Annotated in this window: 17 protein-coding genes; 10 read left to right on the top strand and 7 right to left on the bottom strand. The window is 74.0% G+C overall.

Annotation, left to right across the window (positions count from 1 at the left end; translation table 11 throughout):
* Positions 1-54: 54 nt before the first annotated feature.
* The 5 genes from AC0OO9_RS08710 to AC0OO9_RS08690 all read right to left on the bottom strand — a co-directional run bounded on the left by AC0OO9_RS08710 (position 55) and on the right by AC0OO9_RS08690 (position 4,321).
* Entirely contained in the window at positions 55-420 is a 366-nt protein-coding gene (locus AC0OO9_RS08710) for a hypothetical protein (RefSeq protein WP_151453314.1), read from the bottom strand.
* Between the two features lie 87 nt (positions 421-507).
* The gene (locus tag AC0OO9_RS08705; protein WP_421453982.1) at positions 508-816 is read right to left on the bottom strand and encodes a hypothetical protein; all 309 of its coding nucleotides are present in this window, start codon (positions 814-816) and stop codon (positions 508-510) included.
* 16 nt (positions 817-832) lie between these two features.
* Positions 833-2,491 carry a sodium:solute symporter family protein gene (locus AC0OO9_RS08700; RefSeq protein WP_484516820.1) on the bottom strand — a complete coding sequence of 553 codons (1,659 nt, stop codon included), beginning with the start codon at positions 2,489-2,491 and terminating at the stop codon, positions 833-835.
* A gap of 236 nt (positions 2,492-2,727) precedes the next feature.
* Positions 2,728-3,717 carry a hypothetical protein gene (locus AC0OO9_RS08695; RefSeq protein ID WP_484516819.1) on the bottom strand — a complete coding sequence of 330 codons (990 nt, stop codon included), beginning with the start codon at positions 3,715-3,717 and terminating at the stop codon, positions 2,728-2,730.
* 10 nt (positions 3,718-3,727) lie between these two features.
* Positions 3,728-4,321 carry a hypothetical protein gene (locus AC0OO9_RS08690; protein ID WP_484516817.1) on the bottom strand — a complete coding sequence of 198 codons (594 nt, stop codon included), beginning with the start codon at positions 4,319-4,321 and terminating at the stop codon, positions 3,728-3,730.
* Positions 4,322-4,518: 197 nt separating this feature from the next.
* On the opposite strand from AC0OO9_RS08690, the gene AC0OO9_RS08685 reads away from it, so the two are divergent.
* From AC0OO9_RS08685 to AC0OO9_RS08645, 9 genes are all read left to right on the top strand, one after another.
* Positions 4,519-4,974, top strand: a complete 456-nt coding sequence (locus AC0OO9_RS08685; protein WP_484516815.1) for a Fur family transcriptional regulator — start codon at positions 4,519-4,521, stop codon at positions 4,972-4,974.
* Entirely contained in the window at positions 4,971-6,461 is a 1,491-nt protein-coding gene (locus tag AC0OO9_RS08680; RefSeq protein WP_484516813.1) for a catalase, read from the top strand. Before AC0OO9_RS08685 ends, AC0OO9_RS08680 begins: the two co-directional genes overlap by 4 nt.
* Positions 6,462-6,691: 230 nt before the next feature.
* Positions 6,692-9,568: a sensor histidine kinase gene (locus tag AC0OO9_RS08675; protein WP_484516811.1), complete on the top strand. Its 2,877-nt coding sequence runs from the start codon at positions 6,692-6,694 to the stop codon at positions 9,566-9,568.
* Positions 9,568-9,987, top strand: a complete 420-nt coding sequence (locus AC0OO9_RS08670) for a roadblock/LC7 domain-containing protein (RefSeq protein ID WP_421453967.1) — start codon at positions 9,568-9,570, stop codon at positions 9,985-9,987. Before AC0OO9_RS08675 ends, AC0OO9_RS08670 begins: the two co-directional genes overlap by 1 nt.
* On the top strand, positions 9,977-10,366 hold the full coding sequence (locus tag AC0OO9_RS08665; RefSeq protein WP_357578797.1) for a DUF742 domain-containing protein: 390 nt from the start codon (positions 9,977-9,979) through the stop codon (positions 10,364-10,366). Before AC0OO9_RS08670 ends, AC0OO9_RS08665 begins: the two co-directional genes overlap by 11 nt.
* Positions 10,347-10,949 carry a GTP-binding protein gene (locus AC0OO9_RS08660; RefSeq protein ID WP_421453964.1) on the top strand — a complete coding sequence of 201 codons (603 nt, stop codon included), beginning with the start codon at positions 10,347-10,349 and terminating at the stop codon, positions 10,947-10,949. The genes AC0OO9_RS08665 and AC0OO9_RS08660 overlap by 20 nt, the downstream gene beginning before the upstream one ends.
* Positions 10,950-11,065: 116 nt before the next feature.
* A complete protein-coding gene (locus AC0OO9_RS08655) occupies positions 11,066-12,103 on the top strand; it encodes a lactonase family protein (protein ID WP_484516808.1) in 1,038 nt (345 codons plus the stop codon).
* Between the two features lie 143 nt (positions 12,104-12,246).
* A complete protein-coding gene (locus tag AC0OO9_RS08650; protein ID WP_357578800.1) occupies positions 12,247-14,007 on the top strand; it encodes a substrate-binding domain-containing protein in 1,761 nt (586 codons plus the stop codon).
* 213 nt (positions 14,008-14,220) lie between these two features.
* A complete protein-coding gene (locus AC0OO9_RS08645; RefSeq protein ID WP_484516807.1) occupies positions 14,221-15,702 on the top strand; it encodes a sugar transferase in 1,482 nt (493 codons plus the stop codon).
* A gap of 12 nt (positions 15,703-15,714) precedes the next feature.
* Here the strand turns inward: AC0OO9_RS08645 and AC0OO9_RS08640 are convergent, their stop codons facing one another.
* Positions 15,715-16,845 (bottom strand): PP2C family protein-serine/threonine phosphatase, encoded by a 1,131-nt coding sequence (locus tag AC0OO9_RS08640; RefSeq protein ID WP_484516805.1) that lies wholly within the window; start codon positions 16,843-16,845, stop codon positions 15,715-15,717.
* A gap of 57 nt (positions 16,846-16,902) precedes the next feature.
* Here AC0OO9_RS08640 and AC0OO9_RS08635 point away from each other — a divergent pair, with 57 nt between their 5' ends.
* Complete coding sequence (locus AC0OO9_RS08635; RefSeq protein WP_484516804.1) at positions 16,903-17,475, top strand: MarR family winged helix-turn-helix transcriptional regulator; 573 nt, start codon at positions 16,903-16,905, stop codon at positions 17,473-17,475.
* Positions 17,476-17,593: 118 nt separating this feature from the next.
* On the opposite strand, the gene AC0OO9_RS08630 is transcribed toward AC0OO9_RS08635, so the two are convergent.
* Positions 17,594-19,264 carry a PP2C family protein-serine/threonine phosphatase gene (locus AC0OO9_RS08630; RefSeq protein WP_484516803.1) on the bottom strand — a complete coding sequence of 557 codons (1,671 nt, stop codon included), beginning with the start codon at positions 19,262-19,264 and terminating at the stop codon, positions 17,594-17,596.
* Positions 19,265-19,284 lie beyond the last annotated feature (20 nt).

The raw sequence follows: 19,284 nt of genomic DNA, 5'->3' as shown, positions 1-19,284 counted from the left end.
GGCCCCCGGTCCGACCGTCCGACGGTCGGGCCGGGGGCCCCTCGCGTACGCCGGTCAGGGCACCGTCTTCTCGATCGCCGCGCGGCCCAGCTCGGCCAGGTCCCGGCGGGCCCGCTCGACGTTCTCCGGCGTGACGTCCTGCCCCCGGGCCGCGACCAGGTCCTCCGGCTCCCAGGGCTGCTCCGCCCCGGTACGGATGTCGTCCGGGGCCGCGCCCGTGCCGGTGCCGGTCGCGCCGGTGCCGGCGGCGTACGGGTCGCCGATCAGCTCGTCGCCGCCCGACCGGTCCCCGGTGAACGACGGAGTGTCGCGGTCGGCGCCGCCGCCGGTCCTCAGCTGCGGGATGCCGGTGTCGTCCTCGACCGCCGCGGCCACCTCCGGGCTCTCCTCCAGCGGTCGGTCACGGTCACGATCCGTCATGTCGCTGCCCTCCTGTCGCCAGGTGGTCTCCTGATCCTGCTCGCGTACCCGGCGGGGCGGTGCCCATGCGGGTGCCGGCGGGGCGGCTCAGCGCTCCTCGTCGGAGGTCTCCGGCGGTTCGACCGGATTGCGCCACTGCCAGAGCAGCATCAGCACGCCGAAGGCGAGCATGCCGAGACCCGCCCAGAGGTTGATCCGGACCCCCTGCGCCTTCTGCACGGCGGATTCGCCGTCGAAGACGCCGATCAGGGTGACGATCGCCCCGTACGCGGTGAAGAGGCCACCGATCACCCGGCGGATGTCGAACAGCCGGGCGGCGGCCGAACGGCGGCGGGCCTCCTCGGTGGCCTCGACCGACCGGTCGTGCCCGTGCGGGTTGAGGTTTTCCATGCTCATGGCCGAGCGCCCCTTCCTAGAAGAACGGCACGTAGAGGAGGAGGGACAGCGTCACCGCGATCAGGCCGAGCAGCACCGGGGAGCGCCACCAGACGGCGTCCCCGGTCAGCAGGTCGCCCTTCACGTCGACGGCGCCCATGCCGTAGACCAGCCCGCGCAGGTCCTCGTCCTGCTTCTTCGCGGTGAACGGGGTGACGACGGCGGCGACGACGGCCGCCGTGACGAACGCGATGCCGGCACCCCAGAAGCTCTCCTCCAGGTCGGAGTTGAAGTGCACCACCCCGGCCTTGTAGAGCAGGTAGGTGGCCAGCGCCGCCAGGGTGCCCAGCAGCAGGGAGAGGAAGCCGGCCGCCGCGCTCATCCGCCGCCAGAACATGCCGATGATGAAGGTGGCGAACAGCGGCGCGTTGAACAGCGAGAACAGCGCCTGGATGTAGTTCATGATGTTGCTGAAGCCGGCGGCGATGAACGCCGTGCCGATGCCGACCAGCACGCCGCCGACCGTCGCCCACCGGCCGATGCGGATGTAGTAGTCGTCGGGGCGGTCCCGGCGCACGTACTGCTGCCAGATGTCGTAGGTGAACACGGTGTTGAAGCCGCTCACGTTCGCCGCCATGCCGGCCATGAACGACGCGACCAGGCCGGTCACCGCGATCCCGAGCACGCCGTTGGGTAGCAGGTCACGCATCAGCAGCGGGATCGCGTTGTTGTAGACTAGGTCGCCGCTCTCCGCGCCGAGCCCCTGCACCGTCACCAGGGCGACCAGGCCGGGGATCACCGTGACCACCGGGATGAGCAGCTTCGGGTACGCGGCGATGATCGGCGTCCGCCGGGCGGCGCTCATGTTCTTGGCCGACAACGCGCGCTGCACCTCGGCGAAGTTGGTCGTCCAGTAGCCGAAGGAGAGCACGAAGCCGAGCCCGAAGACGATGCCGATCCAGTGCGCGCCGAGCGGGTTGTCGGTGCCGCCGGTGTCCTGCCAGGTGTGCAGCCCCGCCTCGCCCAGCTTGGACTCGCGCACCGCGTCCATCAGGCCGGACACCCCGCCCACCTTGACCAGCCCCAGGATCGTGATCGGCAGCAGGCCCGCGATGATCACGAAGAACTGGAGCACCTCGTTGTAGATCGCCCCGGAGAGTCCACCCACGGTGATGTACGCCAGCACGATCAGCGCGCCGACCACGATGGCGACCCAGAGCGGCCAGCCGAGCAGCGCCTGCATGATCAGTGCCAGGGCGTAGAGGTTCACGCCGGCGATGAGCACCTGGGCGACGGCGAAGCTGAGCGCGTTCAGCAGGTGGGTGGGGCGGTTGAAGCGCAGCCGCAGGTACTCGGGCACGCTGCGGACCTTGGAGCCGTAGTAGAACGGCATCATCACGATGCCGAGGAAGACCATCGCCGGCACGGCGCCGATCCAGTAGTAGTGCAGCGTCATCGCGCCGTACTGGGCGCCGTTGGCGGCCATGCCGATGATCTCCAGCGCCCCGAGGTTTGCCGAGACGAAGGCCAGGCCGGTCACCCAGGCGGGCAGCGAGCGGCCGGAGAGGAAGAAGTCGACGCTGGTCTTGATGGCCCGCCGGGCGGCGAAACCTACACCGAGCACCGTGACGAAGTAGAGCGCCAGGATGCCGTAGTCCAGGACGTTCATGTTCAGCCGCAGGCCATCGCCGTCCATCCCGGTAACCCTTCGTCGACCGTCCGTGCCCGTTGAGTGTGCGCGCGGGCAATTACCCCGGACGCGCAGTTTCACGCCTGTGGGGGCCAAACCCGCCCGCACCCCGCTTCCCGGCCCTGGTGGGCACGGACGGGACGGCCCTCACCGGAGGCGTCGGAGGGCGGCCGCCGGCAGCGGGGTCCGGACGCACAGGCGCCCCCGGCCGGTCGACCGGGGGCGCCTGTGGGGAACCGGGGTCAGCGCCCGAGCACCCGGTCCAGGAAGTCGCGGTAGTGGCGGACGGCCATCCGGAGCTGTTCGGTGTCGGCGGAGCCGGCGTCCTGCCAGCCGCCCAGCTTGTTCTTCTGCGCGGACAGCGCCGAGGAGAGCGCCTGGATGGCCTCGTCGACAAGCGACTGGGCCTCCCCGGCCGCCGCGCGGGGATCGTCCACGAAGCGCAGCTGGACGTTGCGCCAGCGGTCCCGGAAGCCCTGCGCCGTCGCCGGGTCGAAGAGGGTGGCCGGTTCGGCGGCCACCGTCGCGCCCGCCGGCCGGTCGGTGCCGGCGGCCCCCAGTTCCCCGGTGGCCGGGCGCCCCGCCGGCGCGTGCTCGGCGTCCGGGTCGACCATCGCGGGCGCGGCACTGCCGTACCCGGCTGCCCCGGCCGCACCGCCCTCCGGGTCGCCGGCCCACCCGGTGACGTCGGCCCGGCGCTCGGGACGGCCGTCGGCGGCGTCCGGCGGCAGCACCTCGGCGCCGTCCCGGCGGGCCAGCCGGTCGTCGGAACGGTCGTCGCCGAGACCGACGGAACGGTGGAACTCGGCGGTCGGGTCCGCCCGGCGGCCCTCCCGGGGGCCGTCCACGGCACCGTCGCCCGGCCGCGCGGTCGACTCCGTACGCGGGTCGGGCTCGTCCTCCGGCAGGGGGCTGGCCAGGGCGGACGCGGCGACCGCGCCGCCGACGCTGCTGGCCCCGAAGGCGGTCGGCACCGGCCCCGGCTCGTGGAACCCGCCCTCGCGGTCGGCGTCCCGGTCGTCCGGCCGGGCCCGGCCGCGCGACGGCTCGTCGTCGCGGTCGGCCCGGTCGCGGTCGGCGACCGCCGGATCGTCGAAGGTGCCCCGGTCGTCGAGGACGTCCTCGGGTACGTCGGCCCGGCCGGACCGGTCGCCCGGAGGCGGTACCGGCACCGGCTCGGAGCGGACGGCCTCGGGGTGCTCGTTGCCCACCCGCTGCTCTTCCTGGCGCATGGTCATCCTCCTAGCGGCTCGTGACGTCGTGCTGGCTGTCCGGGTCGTGCTGCGCGGACGGTCGGGCTTCGACCGGCTCCTCGCCGAGCAGGTCCGCGAAGAGGGCGCGGTAGTGGACGACGGCCTGGCGGAGTTCCTCGGTGCTCGCCTCGCCCCGGGAGTTGCGCAGGTGGATGTCGTGGGCGTCGCGGTAGTGGCCGAGCGTGCGGGCGTGCTCGACGGAGAGGTGGGCGATCTGGTCGGAGAACTCGCCGGTGGGGTAGCCACGTTCCGCGATGAGCCGGGTGACCAGTTCGTCCGCCTCGCCCACGGTCTCGGCGGGGGAGTCGACGAAGCGGACCTGGAGCTCCTCCCACGCGGCGGAGTACCGGGCCCGGGACTCGGGGGCGAGGGGGGTCAGCGTGAGCTCCGCGTGGCGGCGCTCCCGCTCCCGCAGCTCCCGCTCGGCGGCGGTCCGGCTGTCCTGCTCGGCGACGGCACGGTCGTACTCGGGACCGAACCGCGACCGCAGCGCGCGGCGGCGGGCGTACGACCGGGCGGCCACGGCTACGGCCGCGATCACCAGCACGACGAGAACGATGACGACTATCTGCGTGGGCGACATGGCTCCTCCTTCGTCAGGTGGTATTCCCTCCGCTCACTGCCCGCCAATCCCGTTCCGGGGCACTTTCCTGACGGAACCCGACCCCGCTGCCCGACGGACCCGACCCCCGCTGATTCCCCGCCACGGCATGACGAGTCACACAGCGTGACCGGCCACCAAAACTTGACTCGTTCCAGAAAACGCGCTTGGGTGGGGTGATGCCGGTCGGACCCGACGTCGAACGCCTGCGGGCGGCGGGGCTGCGCGTCACGCAGCCCCGGCTCGCGGTGCTCGCCACGGTGCGCGACCGGCCGCACCTGGACGCCGACACGATCACCCGACTCGCCCGGGCCAGCCTCGGGCGGATCTCGGGCCAGGCGGTCTACGACGTCCTGCACGCGCTCACCCGCGCGGGCCTGCTGCGCCGGTTCGCCCCGGCCGGCGGACCGGCCCGGTACGAGCTGGGCGGGGACGACCACGACCACCTGGTCTGCCGGGACTGCGGCGCGATCGTCGACACCCGACGCGGCCGGGCCCCCGGGCCCTGCCTCGACCCCGGGGCCGCCGCCTTCGCGGTGGAGTTCACCGAGGTCACCTACTGGGGCCGGTGCCCCGGGTGCCAACCGCAGCACGACCGACGCCAGCCGCCACACCGATCAGGAGGAGAGCCATGAGCGACCCGCAGGCCAACAGGCCGATCCTCACCACCCGTCAGGGTCACCCCGTGCACAACAACCAGCAGCAGCGGACGGTCGGTTCGCGCGGCCCGGCGACGCTGGAGAACTACCACTTCCTGGAGAAGATCAGCCACTTCGACCGGGAGCGCATCCCGGAGCGGGTGGTGCACGCCCGCGGCTTCGTCGCGCACGGCGAGTTCGAGGCGTACGGGACGATCGGCGACCAGCCGGCGTCGACGTACACCCGGGCCAAGCTGTTCCAGACCAGGGGCAAGAAGACGCCGGTCACCATCCGCTTCTCCACCGTCATCGGCGGCCGGGACTCCTCCGAGGCGGCGCGCGACCCGCGCGGCTTCGCCGTGAAGTTCCGCACCGAGGACGGCAACTGGGACATGGTGGGCAACAACCTCCAGGTCTTCTTCATCCGCGACGCGATCAAGTTCCCGGACGTGATCCACGCGCTGAAGCCGGACCCGGTCACCTTCCGCCAGGAGCCGAACCGGATCTTCGACTTCATGTCGAACACGCCCGAGTCGATGCACATGCTGACCTGGCTCTTCTCCCCGTACGGCATCCCGAAGAACTACCGGACGATGCGCGGCTCCGGGGTGAACACCTACCGCCTCGTCAACGCCGAGGGCGAGGGCGTGCTGGTCAAGTTCCACTGGCTGTCCCAGCAGGGCGAGCACAACCTCACCCAGGCCGAGGCGGACGCCATCCAGGCCACCGAGCTGGGCCACGCCTCGAAGGACCTCTACGAGGCGATCGAGCGCGGCGACCACCCGAAGTGGGAGCTCAACGTCCAGGTGATGAGCGACGACGAGCACCCGGAGCTGGACTTCGACCCGCTCGACGACACCAAGATCTGGCCGGAGGAGGACTTCCCCTACCTGCCGGTCGGCATGATGACGCTCAACCGGAACATCACCGACCACCACAACGAGAACGAGCAGATCGCCTTCGGCACCGGCGTGCTGGTCGACGGCATCGACTTCTCCGACGACAAGATGCTGGTCGGCCGGACGTTCTCCTACTCGGACACCCAGCGTTACCGGGTCGGTCCGAACTACCTTCAGCTGCCGGTCAACCGGCCGCGCGAGGACGTGCGGGTCAGCACCAACCAGACCGGCGGCCAGATGTCGTACGGGGTGGACGACCGCGGCGCCAACCCGCACATCAACTTCGAGCCGTCCTCGGTCGCCGGTCTCCAGGAGGCCGACGAGTCCTACCGGGAGTACCGTCCGTTCGTCTCGGGCCAGGTCATGAAGGCCCCGATCGAGCGGCAGAACAACTACGCCCAGGCCGGCCGGCGCTACCGCGAGATGGCCGACTGGGAGCGGGACGACCTGGTCCTCAACCTCACCACCCTGCTGGCCCAGTGCGACAAGCACATCCAGGAGAAGATGGTCTGGCACTTCAGCCAGTGCGACGCCGACTACGGCCGCCGGGTCGCCGAGGGCCTCGGCATCTCCGTCGACGCCTGATCCGCACCGCCCACGAACGCCCCGCCGGCCTCCGGCGGGGCGTTCGTCGATCATGGACGTTCGTCCGGTAGGCCCGGCGCGACGGACGGTAGTGCATCGGGCGAGGATTACGTATCCTGCCCAAGGCGTCAGCCGGACCTGCCCGGCACCGCGGGCCGGAACAGTCCGACCGCGACGCTGCCCGGCCGGCGCCGGCGCCCCCGCAGCCACACCTTTCGGGCGAGGTCTGATTGAACACCCGCGACTGGCCGATCCGCTCGAAGCTGACCGCATTGGTCGTCGTGCCGGTGACCGCGCTGCTGGCACTCTGGATCTTCGCCACCACGCTCACCTTCGGGCCCGCCCTCGACCTGCTCGCCGCCCGGACGCTCCTCTACGACCTCGGCCGTCCCGGCGAGACGGTGGTGGCCGAGCTGCAACGGGAACGCCGGCTCTCGGTGGTGCGGTTGGCGGGCGACAGCGACGCGCCGGGGCTCGCCGAGCAGCGGCAGCGGACCGACCGGGCGATCGCGGAGCTGCGCCGGCGGGTCGGCGGGGAGGAGTTGCGCGACGCCGCCGACGACATCCTCGACGCCCGGCTCGACCAGCTGGTCACCGCGCTGGACGCGCTGCCCGCCGGGCGGGGGTTCATCGACCGGCGGGCCGTGGACCGGGCCGGCGCGGTCGGGCTCTACAGCGGAATGATCAACTCGGCCTTCCAGGCGTTCTCCGCGATGGCCAACCTGCCCGACCGGGACCTCAACCGGCAGGCCCTGGCCGTCACCGGGCTCGGCCGGTCCCGGGAACTGCTTGGGCAGACCGACGCCCTGCTCGCCGGGGCGTTCACCGCCGGCCGGTTCGCCGACGGCGAGCACCTCCAGCTGGTGCAGACCGTCGCCAACCAGCGGTTCCTCGCCGAGACGGCGATCGCCGACCTGCCGGACGCCGAGCGCGCCGCGTTCCAGCGACTGACCGAGGGGGCGGCCTTCGCCCGGTTGCGGGCCATGCAGGACGAGCTGGTGGGCGCCGGCTCCGCCACCCGGCCGACCGTGGACCCGAGGGCCTGGCAGGAGAACTACCAGGCGGTGCAGCAGGCGCTGCGGGAGTTCGAGCTGGCGCAGGCCGACGGGCTCGCCGAGCGGTCGGTGCCGTCGGCCGTGCGCATCCTGGTCCGCCTCGGCGCCGCCGGGCTACTGGGCCTGGCCGCCGTCGTGGTCTCGGTCCTCGTGTCGCTGCGGGTCGGCCGCAACCTCGCGCACCGGCTCTCCGGCGTACGCACGGCCGCGCTGGAGACGGCCGAGCACCGGCTGCCCGACGTGGTGGCCCGGCTGCGCCGGGGCGAGCAGGTCGACGTCGCCCGGGAGGCGCCCCCGCTGGAGTACGGCGGCGACGAGATCGGCCAGGTGGCGCGGGCGTTCACCGCCGTGCAGCGCACCGCCGTGCAGTCGGCCGTCGACGAGGTGACCCTGCGCCGGGGGCTCAACGAGGTGTTCCTCAACATCGCCCGGCGCAGCCAGGGGCTGGTGCACCGGCAACTCGCGCTGCTCGACCGGATGGAGCGGCACACCGAGGACCCGGACGAGCTGGCGGAGCTGTTCCGCGTCGACCACCTCGCCACCCGGCTGCGGCGGCACGCCGAGGACCTGGTCATCCTGGCCGGCGCGGCCCCTGGGCGGGGCTGGCGCAACCCGGTCGCGACGGTCGACCTGGTCCGGGGCGCGATCTCCGAGGTCGAGTCGTACGACCGGGTGGACATCACCACCGTGGCACCCGCCGGCGTGCTGGGACGGGCCGTCGGCGACGTGATCCACCTGCTCGCCGAGCTGATCGAGAACGCCACCGCGTTCTCGCCGCCGAAGACCCGGGTGGAGGTCTCCGGGCAGCACGTGGCGAACGGCTACGCGGTGGAGGTCACCGACCGGGGCCTGGGCATGTCCGCCGCCGCCCTGGAGGACACGAACCGGCGACTGGCCCGCTCGCCCGACTTCGAGCCGTCCGAGACCGCCCGCCTCGGACACTTCGTGGTGGCCCGCCTCGCCGCCCGGCACGGGGTCCGGGTGCGGCTGCGCCCGTCCGACGGCGGCGGGCTGACCGCCGTGGTGCTCATCCCCGCCGACCTGGTCACCGACGAGCCCTCCCTGCCCCCGACCGGCGGCCCGCCGGTGGCGCCCCGACCCGCCTCGACGTCTGAGGAGCGGCGGCTCGCCCGGGCGAGCCGGCTGGGCACGCTGCCCCGCCCGGCCCGCTCCACCGGGCCCGCCACGCCCCGTTCCGCCGGTGCTCCGGCCTCCTCCCGCCCGCACGCCGGCACGGGCCCCGCGCGGCCGACCCCGGCCGGCGTACCGTCCGCGGGCCTGCGGGCCGGCGCGGCGCCCGATGGTCCGGCCCCGAGTGGCGCGGCTGTCGGTGACCCGGCTCCGGACGGCGCGGCCTCCGTTGGTCCCGCTCCGGACGGCGTGGCCTCCGGTGGTCGGGCCTTGGACGGCGCGGCCTCCGTTGGTCCCGCTCCGGACGGCGTGGCCTCCGGTGGTCGGGCCTTGGACGGCGCGGCCTCCGTTGGTCCGGTCCCGGACGGCGCGGCCTCCGGTTCGGCCCCGGGTGGGGCGGCCGCCGGCGGTCCCGCCCCGGTCGAGGCCGTCGGGGAGATCGACGGGCTGCCCCGGCGGGTGCGCCGGCGGCCGCCGGCGGTCCGGCCTCGACACCCGGGCCCGGACATGACCGGGGAGCACTCGTCCGCCGGGGACGCCTCGGGGCGGCGGTCCGCGCTGGACGGCCCGACGCTGCGGCAACCGGTGATCGCCAGTCCCGCCCCGCGTAGCCCGGAGGAGGCGCGGCGGATCATGTCCGCCCTGCAGGCCGGCACCGCCCGTGGCCGCGCGGCGGCCACCGGGACGCCCCCGCGACAGGCCGCGCCCGCCGCCGCCGACCGGCCGGACCCGCCTCGTGCGGCCCCGAGCCCGACGCCGGCCGACCCGCCGAGTGCGGACCCGAACCCGACACCGGCCGACCCGCCGAGTGCCGACCCGAACCCGACACCGGCCGACCCGCCGGGTGCCGACCCGAACCCGACGCCGGCCGAGCAGCCGGTGGACACCGAACCCAGGACCGCGACTGAGAGGGACGCCTGATGCATCCGACAAGGCAGAGCGCCGATCTCGACTGGTTGCTCGACGAGCTGGTGGAACGGGTGCCGCCCGCCCGGCAGGCGGTGGTGCTCTCGGCGGACGGGCTGCTGATCGGCGCCTCCGCCGGGATGGACCGTGCCGACGCCGAGCACCTGTCCGCGCTGGCGTCCGGCTTCTCCAGCCTGGCCCGGGGCGCGAGCCGGCAGGTGGCCGGCGGGGCGGTCCGGCAGACCGTGGTGGAGATGGAGTCCGCGTACCTCTTCGTCACCGCGGCCGGGCAGGGCGCCTGCCTGGCCGTGGTCGCCGACGCGGACGCGGACATCGGCCTCGTGGCGTACGAGATGGCGATGCTCGTCACCCGGGTCGGGGAGTACCTCAGCGCCCCGGCCCGGACGACGGCGGGGACCGCCGATGCGGGCTGAGTCGCCCGGGCCGCAGCACGAGTGGCTGGACGACGACGCCGGCCCGGTCGTGCGGCCCTACACCCTCACCGGCGGTCGGGTCCGCTCGGGCGCGGTCGGCTTCGACCTGGTCGCGTACGTGCTGGCCGAGGCGGCCGCCGACCCGACCGTCCACCCGGAGCTGCACCCCGAGCACCGGCGCCTGGTGGAGCTGGCCGCCCGACCGGTCCCCGTCGCGGAACTCGCGGTCGACCTCGACCTCGCGGTGGGTGTGGTCCGCGTGCTCCTCGGCGACCTGCTGTCGCGCGGGTTGGTCGCGGTGCACCAGCCGACGGCCGCCGCATACCTGCCCGACGACGACATCCTCAAGGCGGTGGTCAGTGGACTCCGTGCGTTATGACCGAAACGGATCCGACGCCCGGATCCCGCTCGCGTTGAAGATCCTGATCGCCGGGGGGTTCGGCGCCGGCAAGACGACGCTGGTGAGCGCGCTCAGCGAGGTCCGGCCGTTGCAGACGGAGGAGGTGCTGACCGGTGCCGGCATCGGCACCGACGACCTCTCCGGCGTCGAGACGAAGTCGACCACCACGGTGGCGATGGACTTCGGCCGGATCACGATCAACGACGACCTCCAGGTCTACCTCTTCGGCACCCCGGGCCAGGACCGGTTCTGGTTCCTCTGGGACGAGCTGGCGTTCGGCGCGCTCGGGGCCGTGGTGCTCGCCGACACCCGCCGACTGGCCGACTGCTTCCCGTCGATCGACTACTTCGAGCAGCGGGGCGTCCCGTTCGTGGTGGGGGTGAACTGCTTCGACGGCGCCCGCCGGTTCAGCCTGGAGTCCGTACGCCAGGCGCTGGACCTCGACCCCGACGTGCCGCTGGTGCTCTGCGACGCGCGGGACCGGCAGTCCGGCAAGGAGGTGCTGATCGCGCTGGTCGAGCACGTGGCCCGGCAGCGCGGCGAGCCCGTGCCGGCGGCCTGAGCCGGCGGGCCTCTTCCGGCGGGCCACCACGATTCGGTGGGGGTTTCGGGGCTAAGCGGGCGGCCCAGTGGGAACGCTTGTGGGATCGACGGTGGAATCGGCGGAAGGCGGACGCGGTGACAGGTCAGGGCGAGATCGTCCACATCGGCGGCTACACGGCGCACAGCGGGGGCCGGGCCGCCGGCATCGTCGCGGCGCGGCGGGACCCCGTCTCCGGTGAGCTGACCCCGCTCGGCACCGTCGCGGTCACCCCCTCGCCCTCGTTCCTGGCCCGGCACCCGCGGCTGCCCGTGCTCTACGCGGTGAACGAGCTGCCCGACGGGCAGGTCAGCGCCTTCCGCGTCGGCGCCGGCGGCGAGCTGACCCCGCTCGGCACCCGGTCCACCGGGGGCGCGGAGCCCTGCCACCTGGCGGTCGTCCCGGACGGCGGCCACCTCGTGGTGGCCAACTACGGCGGCGGCAGCGTGACGGTGTTCCCGCTCGACCCCGACGGGGCGCCCGGCGAGCGCAGCGACCTGGTGCAGCACGAGGGGCACGGGCCGGACCGGGAGCGTCAGGAGAGCGCGCACGCCCACATGGTGAATCCCGACCCGGGCCGGGGCCCGTTGCTCGCGGTCGACCTGGGCACCGACTCCATCTACCGCTACGACCTGGACGCGGCCTCGGGCCGGCTGGTGCCCCGGGCGCCCCGGGTGCGCACGGCCGCCGGCGTCGGTCCCCGGCACCTGGCCCGGCATCCGGACGGGCGGCGCTGCTGGGTGGCGGGGGAGCTGGACGGTTCGGTCACCGCCTACGAGCTGACCGGCGACGGCGCGCTGCACCAGCGGGGCCGCGTCGAGGCCAGCGACCGCACCGGGCCCGTCCAGCCGTCGGAGATCGCGGTCGGCCCGGACGGACGCTTCCTCTACGTCGCCAACCGGGGAGTGGGCACCGTCGCGGTCTTCGCCGTGGCCGGCGAGCTGCCGGAGCTGGTCGCCGAGGTGGACACGGGCGGGGAGTGGCCGCGGCACTTCGCCCTGGCCGGGGAGCACCTCTACGTCGCCGACGAGCGGGCCGACATGATCCGGGTCTTCCGGGTGGACGGGGGCACCGGCGTCCCGGCCCCGGTCGGGGAACCGGTGGCTGTGACGTCCCCCACCTGCGTACTGCCCTGACCAGCCAATATCTCCGCGACATCGACGCGACGGGGCGACATAATCACCCACCGTAGCAATTCGGTGATCAACTATTTCTTCTGCGTAACTTTCGTCCGAACGGCCCGTGGCAGTCGTCCCGACAGGTCCGCAAGATGGTCACCGTGTCAGCAGGCCGCCATCGCATGCGTACGAATTTCCACGCAGCCACCGCCGCCGCTGCCGTGGGCGTCCTCGCCGTCACGGCCGGTGGCTGGTTCGGCTACCAGCAGCTGGCGCAACCGAACTGCTCGGGCCGGACCGAGCTGTCCGTCGCGGTCGCGGCCGAGCTCGCCCCGGCGGTCGACGCCGCCGCCGCGCGCTGGGTGAAGGACGGTGCCGCGGTGGGCGGCACCTGCATCGCGGTGAACGTCACGGCGGCCGATCCGGTCGACGTGGCCGCGACGGTCGCCGCCAAGCACGGCGTCACCCTGGCCGGCGTGGGGCAGGCCAGCGGCACCTCGGTCAGCCCGGACGTCTGGGTGCCCGACTCCTCCACGTGGCTCCTGCGGCTCAAGACCGGTGGCGCCACCGCCTTCGAGCCGGGCAACGGGGCGTCCATCGCCCGCAGCCCGGTGGTCGTGGCGATGCCGGTGCCGATCGCCACCCGGCTCGGCTGGCCGCAGAAGAAGTTCAGCTGGACCCAGCTCCTGCAGCAGGTGCAGAGCGACAAGCCGTTGCGCACCGGGATCGTCGAGCCGACCCGCGACGCCGCCGGCCTGTCCGGCCTGCTCTCGCTGACGGCCGCCGCCAGCGCCTCCGGCGGCCCCGACGCGGAGAAGGAGAAGGTGGCCGCGCTGCGGGCGCTCGCCACCGACCGCTCGGCGCTGCGGCCGGACCTGCTCGCCCGGTTCCCCACCGCCTCGGATCCCACGACGATCGCGAGCAGCCTGGGTGCGGCGGCGCTCTCGGAAGAGGACGTGATCCAGTACAACAGCAAGAAGCCGCCGGTGCCGCTGGCCGCGCTCTACCTGGAGCCGGCGCCCGCGCCGCTGGACTACCCGTACGCGGTGCTGCCCGGCATCGAGCCGGCCAAGGCGGCCGCGGCGAGGGTGCTCTACGAGGTGCTCGTCACCGACGACTTCCGTGACCAGTTGGCGAGCCGGTCGCTGCGCGCGCCGGACGGCAACTGGGGCGCGGGCTTCGACGCGCCGCAGGGCGCGCCCAGCCCGGCCGGCGGCGCACCCGCCCCACCCGCCAACGGCGGCGGATCGGCTCCGGGCGGGCTCGACCCGCAGGCCATGGAGCGCGCCGTCTCCAGCTGGTCGATCGCCACCCAGTCCGGCCGGATGCTCGCCGTCATCGACGTCTCCGGGTCGATGAAGGAGAAGGTGGCAAACGCCGGCAACGCGACCCGGCAGCAGGTCACCGTCGAGGCGGCCCGGCGCGGGCTGAACCTCTTCGACGACTCCTGGTCGATCGGTCTCTGGACGTTCTCCACGCAGCTGGTGGGTGCCCGCGACCATCGGGAGCTGCTCACCATCGGGCCGTTGTCCCGCCAGCGCGGCAAGCTGGAGCAGTCCCTGGGCTCGATCCGCTCGTCGAACGGCGACACCGGCCTCTACGACACCGTGCTGGCGGCGTACCAGGAGGTGCAGGACAACTGGGAGCCCGGCCGGGTCAACTCGATCGTGCTGTTCACCGACGGCAAGAACGAGGACTCCGACGGCATCACCCAGCAGAAGCTCCTGGCCGAGCTCAACAAGCTCAAGGACCCGGAGCGGCCGGTGCAGGTCGTGATCATCGGTATCGGCAGCGACGTGAGCAAGGCCGAGCTGAAGTCGATCACCGACGTCACCGGCGGAGGCGCCTTCGTCACCGAGGACCCGACCAAGATCGGCGACATCTTCCTCAAGGCGATCGCGCTGCGCAAGGCCCCGGCCTGAGCCGCAACGCAGCGCGGGGCGCACCCGCCGCACGGGATCCGGTGCCGTGGGCCCTTTCCCCGCAAGGGGTTCCTCGGGGAAAGTAGTGACGGTAATGCGTCCGAAGCAATCGGCGAGCGGGGTTGTCGGGGCACGATGTCCTGGTGCCCCTACGGCCGGCCCGCGATCCGGGCCCGGCGTACGGGCCGTCGGCGACCGAAGTGGGGAGGGCCGGTGACCTCAGCGACGCTGTTGACCCCCGCCAGCACGTCGTCGAGACCGGACGAACCACGGCCAGGGCCGGCCCGCACCCGCGAGCGTGCCTACGTCCGCTCCCTGGTGGTGCTGGACACCACCGTCCTGACCATCGCCGTGCTCGTCGGGTACGTCGCCCGGTTCGGCGACGACGCCCCCGGCGGATCGAAGATCCCGTACGTCCTGGTCGCCCCCGGGCTGGTCCTCGCCTGGCTGGTCTCGCTGCGGGTGCTGCGCTGCTACGACGACCGCGTCCTCGGCTACGGCGCCGACGAGTACCGGCGGGTCGGCACCGCCAGCCTGCGCCTCGCCGGTGGCATCGCGATCGCCGGCTACATCGCCGACGTGGGCGTCTCCCGGGGGTTCCTCGGCATCACGTTCGCCGTCGGCATGCTCGGCCTGGAACTGGCCCGGTTCGCCGCCCGCAAGCGGCTGCACCGGGCGCGCTCCGAGGGCGCCGGCTGGTCGCGCAAGGTGCTGGTGGTCGGCGACACCGCACACGTGCTGGAGCTGGTGCACACCCTGCGGCGCGAGCCGTACGCGGGCTACCAGGTGGTCGGGGCCTGCATCCCGGACGCGCTGCTCGCCCCGGTCGCGCAGCGGCTGGGCGACGTGCCGGTGGTCGGCTCGTTCCGGGGCATCCCCGAGGCGGCCACCGCCATCGGCGCGGACACCGTCGCGGTGACCGCCTCCGGCGAGCTGACCGCCACCCGCCTGCGCCGGCTGGGCTGGCAGTTGGAGGGCACCGGCATCGACCTGGTGGTGGCCCCGGCGCTCACCGACGTCGCCGGCCCGCGCATCCACACCCGGCCGGTCGCCGGCCTGCCGCTGATCCACGTCGAGGCGCCCGAGTTCCGCGGGGCCCGCAAGCTGGTCAAGGGCTTCGTCGACCGGGCCGTCTCGTCGGTGGCGCTGACGCTGCTGCTGCCGCTGCTGGCCGTCGTCGCGCTGGCGATCAAGGTCGACAGCCGGGGGCCGGTGCTGTTCCGGCAGACCCGGGTCGGGCAGGGCGGGCGGGAGTTCGGCGTCTACAAGTTCCGCACCATGGTGGTCAACGCCGACGCCCTGCTGGCCGCGCTGGCCGCCCGCAACGAGACCGACGGCCTGATGTTCAAGATGCGCGACGACCCCCGGGTGACCCGCATCGGGCGGCTGCTGCGCAAGTGGTCGCTGGACGAGCTGCCGCAGTTGGTCAACGTCCTGCTCGGGCACATGAGCCTGGTCGGCCCCCGCCCGCCGCTGCCGTCGGAGGTGGCCCGCTACGACGGCGACGTGGCCCGCCGGCTGCTGGTCAAGCCGGGCATGACCGGGCTCTGGCAGGTCAGCGGCCGCTCCGACCTGAGCTGGGAGGACGGCATCCGGCTCGACCTCTACTACGTGGAGAACTGGTCGCTCGCGGCCGACCTGACGATCCTCTGGAAGACCTTCGGCGCGGTGGTCAACAGCCGCGGGGCGTACTGAGCGGCCGGACGCTCAGTCCTGCGGGCCCGTCCAGTCCAGGCACACCACCACCGCGTCGTCGGTCAGGTCGCCGGCGACGAACGCGCGCAGGTCGCCGATCAGCGAGCGGACGGCGTCCAGCGGCTCCATCGGTCCGGTCCGGCGCAGGAACCGGTCGAGCGCGGTCTCGCCGTACCGGACGTCCTGCCCGGTGGCCTCGATGACGCCGTCGCTGACCACGAAGAGCCGATCGTCGCGGCACAGCTCGAAGTGCTGCTCCCGGTAGTCGGTGGCCTCGAACATGCCGAGCGGGAACTGCGCTTCCAGCGGCAGCTCCCGGACCTGCCCGTCACGCAGCAGCACGAGGCGGGGCGACCCGGCGTCGACCACGGTGAGGTGCCCCGAGCGCAGGTCCAGCTCCATCAGCAGCACCGCGAGGTGCTGCTCCCCCCGGTGCAGGTCGTAGACCGCCTGGTCGGCGAGGGCCGCCTGGTCGGCGAGGGCGAGCCCGGACCGGCGGGCGTTGCGCAGCGCGTGGGTGGTGAGCGAGGTGAGCATGGCGGCGGCCACCCCCTCACCCGTGCCGTTGATGGTCGCCAACCAGACCCGGCTGCCGTCGTCGGACCAGTCGAAGCTGTCGCCGCGCACCGCGTACGCCGGTTCCAGCTGCCCGGCGAGGCTGAACGACGGGCGGGTCCGGCTGCGGCCGGGAAGCAGCTCCCACTGCATCTCGGCGGCGAGGGTGAGCCGCCTGCTACGCCGCGCGCTCCGGTACACGTCCGTGCCGTTGGTGACCGCGGCGATCTCGTGGGCGAGCGCGGTGGCGATCTCCGTCAGCTCGTCGAGGGCGGCCGGCCGGGCCGGCGAGGGGGTCACCACCAGCACGCCGCGGCGTTCCCCGCGCATGGACACCGGGAGGTATCCGGTGCCGTCGGCGACGATCGGGGTCTGGTGGTCGAAGCAGCGCCAGGCGGGATGCCCCGGCGCGGTGACGGGCTCGTCCCCGCCGAGCGGCAGCAGCGCCGCCAGCCGGTAGTCGACCTGGAGCAGTTCCACGCGGACGATCCCGTAGTCCGCGGCCACGACGTCGGCGATCCGGTCCAGCAGCAGGTCGGCGGGCGCCTCGTTGAGGGCGCGCCGTGCCCGGTTGACCGGTTCGCTCATCATCGCTCCTTCGTCACGAGCCCAGACTTGGGGATTCGGAGTAGTCTCGGCCCCACCATGGCGGAACTGCACGGTCCCTCCGGACCCGAGACGAGTATGGCGGTCGAGCTCGACGCGGTGGCCGATGCCCTGCTGACGGTCTGGGAGGCCGCGCGGGAGCGGACGACCAGTCGGGTCTCCGGCGCGCAGTTGCGCGCGATCATGCTGGTCGAGCAGCACGAGGGCATCAACCTCCGCGGCCTGGCCACCGGGCTCGACATGCTGCTCTCCTCCGCCAGCCGGCTCTGCGACCGCCTGGTGGCGGCGGGCATGCTGGAACGGGAGCCCGGCCGGTTCGACCGGCGGGAGATCTCGCTGCACCTCACCCCGGAGTCCCGCCGGCTCCTCGCCGAGCTGCGGGACGACCGGCGCCAGCAGCTCGCGGCGATCCTCGCCGACATGACCGCCGAGGGGCGGCAGGCTCTGCTGCGGGGCATGCGGGAGTTCGACGAGGCGGCGCGGCACCGGAACGCCTCCGTGCAGTCCGTCGAGGCGGCCGGCCCCTGGCCGGCGGTGCCGCGGGAGCGCCCGGTCGGCCTTCCGGCGCAGGAGCGGCCGGGGAACGAACCGCGGGTGGCCAGGACGGCCTGACCTGGCTGGAGTGGGCCCGGGTTCCGTCGACGGGGCCTGCCGAAGGATCGGGCGAGGCAACGGGTTGTTTTGACGATCCGTCCAGTCCGGCGGCGCCCGGCCTCGACGGTCCGGCCGGTCAGGGCGCTGCCGCCGCGACGGCCAGCATCGCGATGTCGTCCTGGCTCTGCCCGTCGAGCCACTCGTCGACGGCATCGAGGAGCCGGTCGACCAGCGCGGCCGGGGCCAGCCCGGCGGCCGAGGCCAGCGCCGCGCGTAGCCGTTCCTCGCCGAACATCTCCTGGCCGCCGGGACCGCCGCGCGCCTCCACGACCCCGTCGGTGTACGCGAGCAGCAGCTCGCCGGGGCCGAGGCACAGCTCCGCCTCGGCGAACCGGGCGGCGGCCAGCGCGCCCACCGGCATCCCGCCGACCGCGACCGGGGCGACCCCACCGTCGGCGCGGACCAGCAGCGGGGACGGGTGGCCGCCGCCGGCGATCCGGACGGTGCACCCGCCGCCGGGCGCGGCGTGGAGGGTGCCGAGCAGCAGGGTGGTGAACTGGCTGCGGCGGGCCGCGTCCGGGGAGTCGAAGAGCGCCTGGTTGAGCAGCCGCATCAACTCCAGCGGCCGCTGCTCGACCAGGCGCAGGGTCCGCAGGGACTGGCGGACCCGCCCGGTGAGGACGGCCGCGCCGACGCCCTTGCCGGCCACGTCCCCGAGGGCGAAGATCGCGCCCCGGGGGATGGGGAAGACGTCGTAGAAGTCGCCGCCGATGCGCAGCCGGTCCCCGGCCGCCCGGTACCCGCCGGCGAGGGTGGCGCCCGGCACGGCCGGCAGGTCGGGCGGGAGCAGGCTGTTCTGCAGCACCCGGGCCAGGTGGACCTGTTCGCCGTAGAGTTCGGCGGCGCCGAGGGCCGCGCCCGCGCGGGCGGCGAACTCCCGGGCCAGCTCGATGTCGCGCCGGGCGAAGCCGGCCCGCCCGGCACGACGGACCAGCACCAGGGCGCCGGTGGTGCGGCCGGCGCCTCGCATGGGGCTGGCCAGCACGGTGCCGGGCCGGCCGAAGCCGGGCGGAAGCACGGTGGACAGGACGTCCTTCTCCTGGTCCGGCCACGGGGCCGGGTTGGCCGCGTGGCCGGCCAGCGCCTCGGCCAGGCCGGGCAGCGAGTCGGTCAGCGACCAGGTCGCCAGCCCGGTCGCCGGGGCGGGATCGACCCCGTCGTACCGGATCCAGTGCGGCTGGCCCTCCGCGGGCGGGGGCGGCAGGTGGACCACCATGGCCAGGTCGGCCAGGTAGGGCACGGGCAGGGTCGTGGCGGTCCGCAGCGTCTGCTCGCGCTGGAGGGACAGCCCGAGGCGGCTGCCGGCCTGGGCGAGGAACGTCGTCCGGGACCGCTCGACGCTCAGCGCCTCGGCGCGCGCGTGTTCGTCGGTGACGTCCCGCACGTACCAGGCGTGCCGCCCGTCGGCCAGGCCGCGTCGTACGCCCCGCAGCCGGCGACCGCCGTGTTCGGCGTCGAAGCTGTCCGCCCCGGCCCCCGCCGACCGGGCCATGGCCGGTATGGGACAGGTGCGCAGGTCCGTGCCGGGCACGAGCTCGGGGAGCAGGGCGGTCGCCATCGCGTTGACCAGCGTCACCAGCCCTGCCCGGTCGGTCGTCACGACCGCCTCGGTGAGCCCGTCGAGCACCTCCCGGCTCAGCCGGGAGTCGACCGGGCGCGCGGGGCCGGGGGAGAGGCCGGAGCGGAGGCGGGCGGGCTGCCCGCCGTCGGCCGGGCGCGTGCCACCACCCCCGGGAACGGTGGTCACCGCCGCTCGCCGGGCGCCCC

The organism is Micromonospora sp. USAFONa4 (genome assembly GCF_057197825.1).
This window is presented reverse-complemented; position numbering and strand designations above follow the sequence as displayed.